Origin of the sequence: Pseudomonas sp. EGD-AK9, from assembly GCF_000465935.2 — a bacterium.
In the GTDB taxonomy this organism is placed as follows: domain Bacteria; phylum Pseudomonadota; class Gammaproteobacteria; order Pseudomonadales; family Pseudomonadaceae; genus Aquipseudomonas.
Map to the genome: position 1 here is coordinate 1 of NZ_AVOF01000137.1, position 7,941 is coordinate 7,941.

General features: G+C 67.6%; 6 protein-coding genes. 5 read left to right on the top strand and 1 reads right to left on the bottom strand.

The window, feature by feature from the left end:
• The 4 genes from N878_RS07865 to N878_RS07880 all read left to right on the top strand — a co-directional run.
• A partial coding sequence (locus tag N878_RS07865; protein ID WP_021443117.1) for a rhodanese-like domain-containing protein occupies positions 1-409 on the top strand: 409 nt, incomplete at its 5' end.
• A gap of 68 nt (positions 410-477) precedes the next feature.
• Positions 478-1,338, top strand: coding sequence for an archaetidylserine decarboxylase (asd, locus tag N878_RS07870; protein ID WP_021443118.1), 861 nt, complete (start codon positions 478-480; stop codon positions 1,336-1,338).
• A 168-nt stretch (positions 1,339-1,506) separates the two neighbouring features.
• Positions 1,507-3,309, top strand: coding sequence for a hypothetical protein (locus tag N878_RS07875; RefSeq protein ID WP_021443119.1), 1,803 nt, complete (start codon positions 1,507-1,509; stop codon positions 3,307-3,309).
• Positions 3,310-3,373: 64 nt separating this feature from the next.
• Positions 3,374-5,443, top strand: coding sequence for an EAL domain-containing protein (locus N878_RS07880; RefSeq protein ID WP_021443120.1), 2,070 nt, complete (start codon positions 3,374-3,376; stop codon positions 5,441-5,443).
• 56 nt (positions 5,444-5,499) lie between these two features.
• On the opposite strand, the gene serB is transcribed toward N878_RS07880, so the two are convergent.
• Positions 5,500-6,714 carry a phosphoserine phosphatase SerB gene (gene serB, locus N878_RS07885; protein WP_021443121.1) on the bottom strand — a complete coding sequence of 405 codons (1,215 nt, stop codon included), beginning with the start codon at positions 6,712-6,714 and terminating at the stop codon, positions 5,500-5,502.
• 324 nt (positions 6,715-7,038) lie between these two features.
• Here serB and N878_RS07890 point away from each other — a divergent pair.
• Positions 7,039-7,941, top strand: a 903-nt coding sequence (locus tag N878_RS07890) for an AhpA/YtjB family protein (protein WP_021443122.1), incomplete at its 3' end; no start/stop codon positions are given.

Consider the following 7,941-nt stretch of genomic DNA (forward strand, 5'->3'; position numbering starts at 1 on the left):
CACGCCGGTGGCGCTGACCCTGCACGACGAGCCGACGGCCAGCCGCGACTATGTGCAGGCGCGCCTGGGCGCCGCCGACCTGGCGATCTGGGACGCCCGCGGCGCGGACGAATACCGTGGCGAGAAACTCAGCTCGGCACGCGGCGGCCATATCCCCGGTGCGGTCAACTTCGAGTGGACCGCCGGCATGGATCCGCAGCGCGGCCTGCGCATCCGCGCCGACATCGCCGAAGTGCTGCAGGATCTGGGCATCACCCCCGACAAGGAAGTGATCACCCACTGCCAGACCCACCGCCGCTCCGGCTTCACCTACGTGGTGGCCAAGGCGCTGGGCTATCCGCGAGTCAAGGCCTACGCCGGCTCCTGGGCCGAGTGGGGCAACCTGCCCGATACCCCGATCGAGCGCTGAACCCGGACGCCAATCAGCTGCACGCGCCGGCTGCCTCAGCACCGGCTCCGAACCCTCAAGGACACACGATGAAACAACGCCTGTTTATCCTCAGCCAGTACCTGCTGCCCCACCACCTGCTGTCGCGGCTGATCGGCTGCGTCGCCGAATGCCGCCTCGGCTGGCTGAAGAACCCGCTGATCACCTGGTTCGCCAAGCGCTACCAGGTGAACATGAGCGAGGCCCGGGTCGAGGACCTGCGCGCCTACGAGCACTTCAACGCCTTCTTCACCCGCGCCCTGAAGGACGGCGCCCGCCCGCTGGACGGGACCCCCGGCGCCATCCTCTGCCCGGCCGATGGCGCCATCAGCCAGCTCGGCGCCATCGAGCACGGCCGCCTGCTCCAGGCCAAGGGCCACAGCTTCAGCGCCGTCGAACTGCTCGGCGGCGACGCCGAGCGCGCCGCGCCCTTCATGGGCGGCCAGTTCGCCACCGTGTACCTGTCGCCCAAGGACTACCACCGCGTGCATATGCCGCTGACGGGGACCCTGCGCGAGATGGTCTATGTGCCGGGGCGGCTGTTCTCGGTCAACCAGACCACCGCGGAGAACGTGCCCGAGCTGTTCGCCCGCAACGAGCGGGTGGTCTGCCTGTTCGACACCGAGCGCGGGCCGATGGCCGTGGTGCTGGTCGGCGCGATGATAGTCGCCAGCGTCGAGACGGTCTGGGCCGGCCTGGTCACCCCGCCCAAGCGCGAGCTGAAGAGCACCCGTTACGACGCCGCCGCGCGCGCGCCGATCGAGCTGGCCAAGGGCGCCGAACTCGGTCGCTTCAAGCTGGGCTCCACCGCCATCGTGCTGTTCGGCCCGCAGCAGGTGCAGTGGGCCGCCGAACTGGGCGCCGGCAGCGCCGTACGCATGGGCCAGTTGCTGGGCCACGCCGAGGCCTGAGCAACGCCGCGGCACTGAACCCGGTCGCAGACCGCCTGGTCATAGTTGCGTACTCTGGCACGATCGCCCGTCCCCGGGATGGGCTGCGACCGCGGCGAGATGCTGCTAGAGTTCGCGAGACTATTACGAGAGCCGCTAGCCTTTGCGTGGCCGGAGTATCCGAGTTTGATGGATAAACAGAGTCCCCACCTACTGCTGTTGCGTGTCCCCACCCCGAGCAAGCCAAGCCTGAGCTTCTGCGACGGCAGCCCCCGCGACCTCAAGCGCTGGCTCGCCGGCCTGCCCAAGGCCAACATCGGTGAGACCGCGCGCCAGCTGTACCAGAGCCTGGTGGAACTCAACCAATTCCTCACCCCCTCGGAAAACCGCCTGCGACTGCTGGAGCTGCTGCGCCCGGAAGTGCACTTCGTCTGCCAGCACCTGGAACGCCACTTCCTCAACCAGGCCATCGTCCTCGACGAGCGCCCGCGCAAGGTCGCCAACCTGTGCCAGGCGCTGCAGAACCACCTGGCCGTCGGCTACAAGCTGATCATCTCGCGGGCCATGGCGCGCAGCGGCAAGGAGCGCGACCAGCTGCTCGCCGTTGCCCTGCAGCGCGCCAGCCACAGCCTGTGCAACCCGCTGATCCGCGCCAGCCAGCTGTACTGCCCGGTGCCCGAAGGCCTGTGGCTGGAACTGCACCAGCTGTATCAGATCGCCAGTGAGCAGCGCCTGCAGCGCCAGGCGATCCGCGACCCGCTGGCGCGCCATTCGCCCGCCCTGAGCACCGAGCAGTGCTACCTGATCGCCCTGCTGCTTGGCTGCGCGCGCACCAACCAGATGCGCCAGCACGGCATCGCCCGCCTGGCCGAAGCGCTGGAGCCCTGGAGCGCACTGGTCAGCCTGCAGGCCGGCGACCTGCCGAGCAGCCTGTTCGTACTCTCCCCGCAGGTGGACGGCCCGCCGCGCTACAAGTCGCTGTACCCCGACAACGAACTGCACAACCTGCTGGGCATCGACCCGCAGCCGCTGGTGGACGCGATCAGGGAATACCTGCTGCTGCCAGAGGAGGACCGGCCCAGATCGCGCCTGCCGGTGCCCGAAGGCATGAGCCTGGACCTGCTGCAACACGTCGGTGCCGCCTGGGGCGATATCGCCGAGCGCACCTTCCAGCGCACCAGCGGCCGCGGCAACCTGACCCTGTGCATCGGCATGAGTGCGCTGCATTTCTTCCTCGCCGGCGAACAGTCCTTCGGCGAGGTGCTCAAGCGCCCCAGCGAGGCCGGCGCCGCGGTGTTCAAGCCCGCGACCGGCGCCCCGGACGTCTGGGCCAACGCCTTCGACGCGCAGCGCATCGGCAGCGACTTCCACTTCGAAGAAATCCAGTACAGCAAGGTCAGTACCGGCGAGCAGCCCGCCGAGCCGGAAAGCAGCAATGAAAGCTATCCCACTTACGCGCTGGCCATCGTCAACCACAGCCCCGGCGGCTACTGCCTGTCCTGGGCCAAGGAAGTGCCCGCCCAGTTGCAGGCCGGCGAACTGCTCGGCGTGCAGGACAGTCCCAGCCAGGGCTGGAGCGTGGCCATCGTGCGTTGGATCCGCCAGGTGCGCGGCGGCGGCACGCAGATGGGCATCGAGCTGATCGCTCCGCATGCCCGCTCCTGCGGCCTGCAACTGGTGCGCAAGGCCGAGCAGAACAGCCAGTACCTGCGCGCTCTGCTGCTGCCGGAGATCAGCGCCATCTCGCGCCCGGCCAGCCTGATCACGCCGCGCCTGCCGTTCCAGGAAGGCAGCAAGGTGCTGATCAACGACCACGGCGAGGAACACCGCGCGGTGCTGACCCGCAAACAGGCCAGTACCGGCAGCTTCAACCAGTTCGAGTATCACCGCGTCGGTGCCAAAGAAGGCGCCGCCGGGAAGCCGGTCACAGCCTCGCAAAGCCAGAAACCGGCCGGGGAGGAAGATTTTGACTCACTCTGGAAGTCGCTGTAGGCTGCGGCCAACTCACCATTTGTCGCCTTTTCGCGCCCGTTCGGCGCGGTATTGACCCCATCCTATGGCCATCGAAAAGAAAACCATCCGCCTGCTGATTCTCGAGGATTCGCAGAACGAAGCCGAGCGCCTGGTCAGTCTGTTCCGCAATGCCGGACACGCCACCCGCGTGCACCGCCTTAGCTCCAGCGATGACCTCGCCGAGACCCTGCAACAGACCTGGGATCTGCTGATCTGCGCACCGAGCAGCGAGCAGCTCGACCCCGGCGAGGCGATCGGCGCCATTCGCCGCCAGGCCAAGGACATCCCGGTGCTGCAGCTGGTCGAGGGCAACGATTCCGAACTCATCACCGAGGCGCTGCTGTTCGGCGCGCAGGACGCCCTGCCGCAGGGTGAGGACGAGCGCCTGGTGCTGGTGGCCAAGCGCGAGCTGGCCAACCTCGAGGAACGCCGCGCCCGCCGCGCCGCCGAAGTGGCCCTGCGCGAGGCGGAAAAGCGCTGCCAGCTGCTGCTGGAAAGCTCGGTGGACGCCATCACCTACGTCCACGACGGCATGCACATCTACGCCAACCGCGCCTACCTGGAGCTGTTCAGGTACGAGGACGGCGAAGAACTGGAAGGCATGCCGATGATCGACCTGATCGCCAGTGCCGATCAGGGCGCGTTCAAGGACTTCCTGAAGAACTACCAGAGCGCCGAGGGCAATGCCGAGCTGGCCTGTCAGGGCGTGCGCGCCGACGGCAGCAGCTTCGCCGCACAGATGAGCTTCTCCCCGGCCACCTACGACGGCGAGCCGTGCATCCAGGTGGTGATCCGCGCCGAGACCTCCAACGCCGAGCTGGAGGAGAAGCTGCGCGAGATCAGCAGCCAGGACCTGGTCACCGGCCTGTTCAACCGCAACCATTTCCTCGAGCTGATGGACGCCGCCGCCGAGCGCGCGGTCAACGCCGGGCAGCCGTCCGCCCTGGCCTATATCCGCGTCGACCGCTACGCCGGCCTGCAGGGCGAGATCGGCCTGGCCGGCATCGACCTGCTGCTCACCGACCTGACCGGCCTGCTGCGCGCGCACTTCGCCGCCGACACCCAGCTGGCGCGCTTCGGCGACGACGTGTTCGCCGCCCTGCTGCCGGGGCAGACGCCCGAACAGTGCGAGGACAGCCTCGCCGCGCTGCTAAAGAAGGTCGAAGGGCACATGTTCGACGTCAACGGCCGCACGGTGCAGACCAGCCTGTCGATCGGCGTCGCCGGCCTCAGCGAGAAGACCGCCAAGGCCCAGGCAGTCATCGACCGCGCCCACCGCTGCGCCGACGAGCTGGCCGAGGGCAATGCGCTGAAGCTGTTCAACCCGGCCGACGAACTGGCCGCCGCGGCCAACCGCGGCAACCTGCTGGCGATGGTGCAGCAGGCGCTGGAGAACAACAGCTTCCGCCTGCTGTTCCAGCCGATCATCAGCCTGCGCGGCGACGCCCACGAGCACTACGAGGTGCTGCTGCGCCTGCTCAGCCCGCAGGGCGAGGAAGTGCCGCCGACCGAGTTTCTCGCCGCCGCCAAGGATGCCGGCCTGGGCGAGAAGATCGATCGCTGGGTGGTCCTCAACTCGATCAAGCTGCTCGCCGACCACCGCGCCAAGGGCCACAACACCCGCCTGTTCGTCCACCTGTCCAGCGCCAGCCTGCAGGACCAGACCCTGCTGCCCTGGCTCAGCGTGGCGCTCAAGGCGGCGCGCCTGCCGTCCGACGCGCTGGTGTTCCAGTTCAGCGAACCGGATGCCATCGCCTACCTGAAACAGGCCAAGGTGCTGACCCAGGGTCTGGCCGAGCTGCACTGCAAGGTGGCGCTGAGCCAGTTCGGCTGCGCGCTCAACCCCTTCAACACGCTCAAGCACCTGCAGGTGGACTTCGTCAAGATCGACGGCTCCTTCTCCCAGGAGCTGGGTAACGCCGACAACCAGGAAGCGCTGAAGACCCTGCTGAGCAGCCTGCACGCCCAGGCCAAGCTGACCATAGTGCCCTTCGTCGAGAGCGCCAGCGTGCTGGCGACCCTCTGGCAGGCCGGGGTCAACTTCATCCAGGGCTACTACCTGCAGGGGCCGAGCCAGTCGATGGACTACGACTTCTCCGCCGGCGACGAGTAACCCGCGCCGCAACGAAAAAGCCGCCTCGAAGGGCGGCTTTTTTCTGGGCGACGCTGTTACTCCTGGCCTTCGCGGTCGCGAAAGCCGAGCAGGTAGAGGATGCCGTCCAGGCCCAGGGTGGAGATCGCCTGCTTGGCCGACTGTTTGACCAGCGGCTTGGCGCGAAAGGCCACGCCGAGACCGGCCAGGCCGAGCATCGGCAGGTCGTTGGCGCCGTCGCCGACAGCGATGGTCTGCTCCAGCTGCAGGCCTTCGCGCTCGGCCAGCTGACGCAGCAGGTCGGCCTTGCGCTGGGCGTCGACTATGGGCTCCACCGCCACGCCGGTGACCTTGCCGTCTTCGATCTGCAGCTCGTTGGCGAACACGTAGTCGATGCCCAGCTTGGCCTGCAGCTGCTTGGCGAAGTAGGTGAAGCCGCCGGAGAGGATGGCGGTCTTGTAGCCCAGGCGCCCCAGTTCGGTGAACAGCGTCTCGGCGCCCTCGGTCAGGCGCAGCGAGGCGCCGATTTCCTCCAGCACGTCCTCGGACAGGCCCTTGAGCAGGCCCAGGCGCTCCCTGAAGCTGGCGGCGAAATCCAGCTCGCCGCGCATGGCCCGCTCGGTGATCTCGGCCACCTGCTCGCCGACGCCGGCGGCCTTGGCCAGCTCGTCGATCACCTCGGCCTCGATCAGCGTCGAATCCATGTCGAACACCGCCAGGCGGCGATTGCGGCGGAACACCGAGTCGCGCTGGAAGGCGATATCGACGTTGAGTTCCTGCGCCACGCTGAGGAACTCGGCACGCAGCGCCGCCGGGTCGGCCGGCTCGCCGCGCACCGAGAACTCGATGCAGCCCTTGCCCTGCTCGGCCGGCATGTCCAGCGGCATGCGTCCGGACAGGCGGTCGATATGGTCGATATTCAGGCCGTACTTGGCGGTGATGGCGCTGACCCGCTGCAGCTGCTCGGCAGTGACCTTGCGCGTCAGCAGGGTGACGATATGCCGGGCCTTGCCCTGGCCGCCCACCCACTGCCGGTAATCCTCCTCCGAGACCGGGGTAAAGCGCACCTGCTGATCCAGCTCGTAGCCGGTGAACAACACTTCCTTGAGCACCGACTGGGCGCGGGCGTTGTCGGGTATCTCGATGAGGATGCCGAACGACAGGGTGTCGTGGATCACCGCCTGGCCGATGTCGAGGATATTCACCCCGCCCTGGGCCAGCACGCCGGTGATGGCGGCGGTGAGACCGGGGCGGTCTTCGCCGGTGATGTTGATCAGGACGATTTCGCGCAAGGCGCACCCTCCGGGGCAGACGATTGAGAGGCATGAGGCGGCGAACGACCGCCAGGCCGAGGAAAAGGCGCACATTCTACCCAGTTCCGCGCCGGACGGGCACGCTCGCAGGCCGCTGAAAAACGTAGGCGAGGCAGGCAAGACAAGGCAAGGCAAAAGCGGCCGAAAAAGCGGAGTTTACGTGCTGTAAATGAGCATTTTGAGGCCGCTTTTAACGCAGCATTGCCAACGTAGGTAGTTTTTCAGCGGCCTGCTCGCCGCTTTGCCCGGCACGGGGCGACCGCTATACTGCGCGGCAACTTCAGTCGACAAGAGCCGTGCTCTGTGAACCGGCCCGCGCCCGTCAAACCCGATAATTTCTTCCTGCTGATCTTCCACGCCCTGCGCCAGCGGCGCGTGCCCCTGATCCTGCGCATCGCCAGCCACAGCCTGCTGCTGGTGGCGCTGGCCATGCTGATCTACGCCTGGGTCATGGGCATGCAGTTCAAGCAGGCCATGCAGCAGCAGGCCGATGCCCTCGGCCAGAGCCTGATCACCCAGACCGCCAGCTCGGCCACCGAACTGCTGGTGTCCAACGACATCCTCAGCCTCAACGTGCTGCTGAACAACCTGGCGAAGAACCCGCTGGTGGCCCACGCCGCCATCTACAGCGTGGACAACCGCATCCTCGCCGAGGCCGGCGCACGGCCGACGCGCAGCGTGCTGGGCGAGAGCGAAGGGCTGTACTCCACGCCCATCACCTTCCAGGAGGTGATCGCCGGGCAGCTGCGCATCAGCCTGGACATGCGCCAGTTCCAGCAGCCGATGACCATCAGCCTGCAGAGCATGGGCATCCTCAGCCTGATCCTGCTGGCCCTGACCCTGTCGCTGAGCATGCGCCTGGGCCGGCATATCTCCACCCCGCTGCTGCAGCTGCGCCTGTGGCTGCGCGACCCGGACGACCCCGCCCCCGGCGCCGGGCGCAACGACGAGATCGGCGACCTGGCGCGCCAGCTGCAGTCCCGTCTGGTGCCGGAAAAGCCGGAGCCCGAGCCGGAGTTCGACGACGAACCCGCCTTCGCCGACAGCGACGCCTACCCGGACGAACAGGACGACAGCGCCTTCGCCGAGCTGGACGACGAGGTGCCGGTCGTCGACGAGCGCGTCCTCGCCGAGCACGAACCTGGCGATGACCGCGACCAGCCGCTCAAGCCCTGGCCCGAGTCGATAGCGCCGGACGATCCCTTC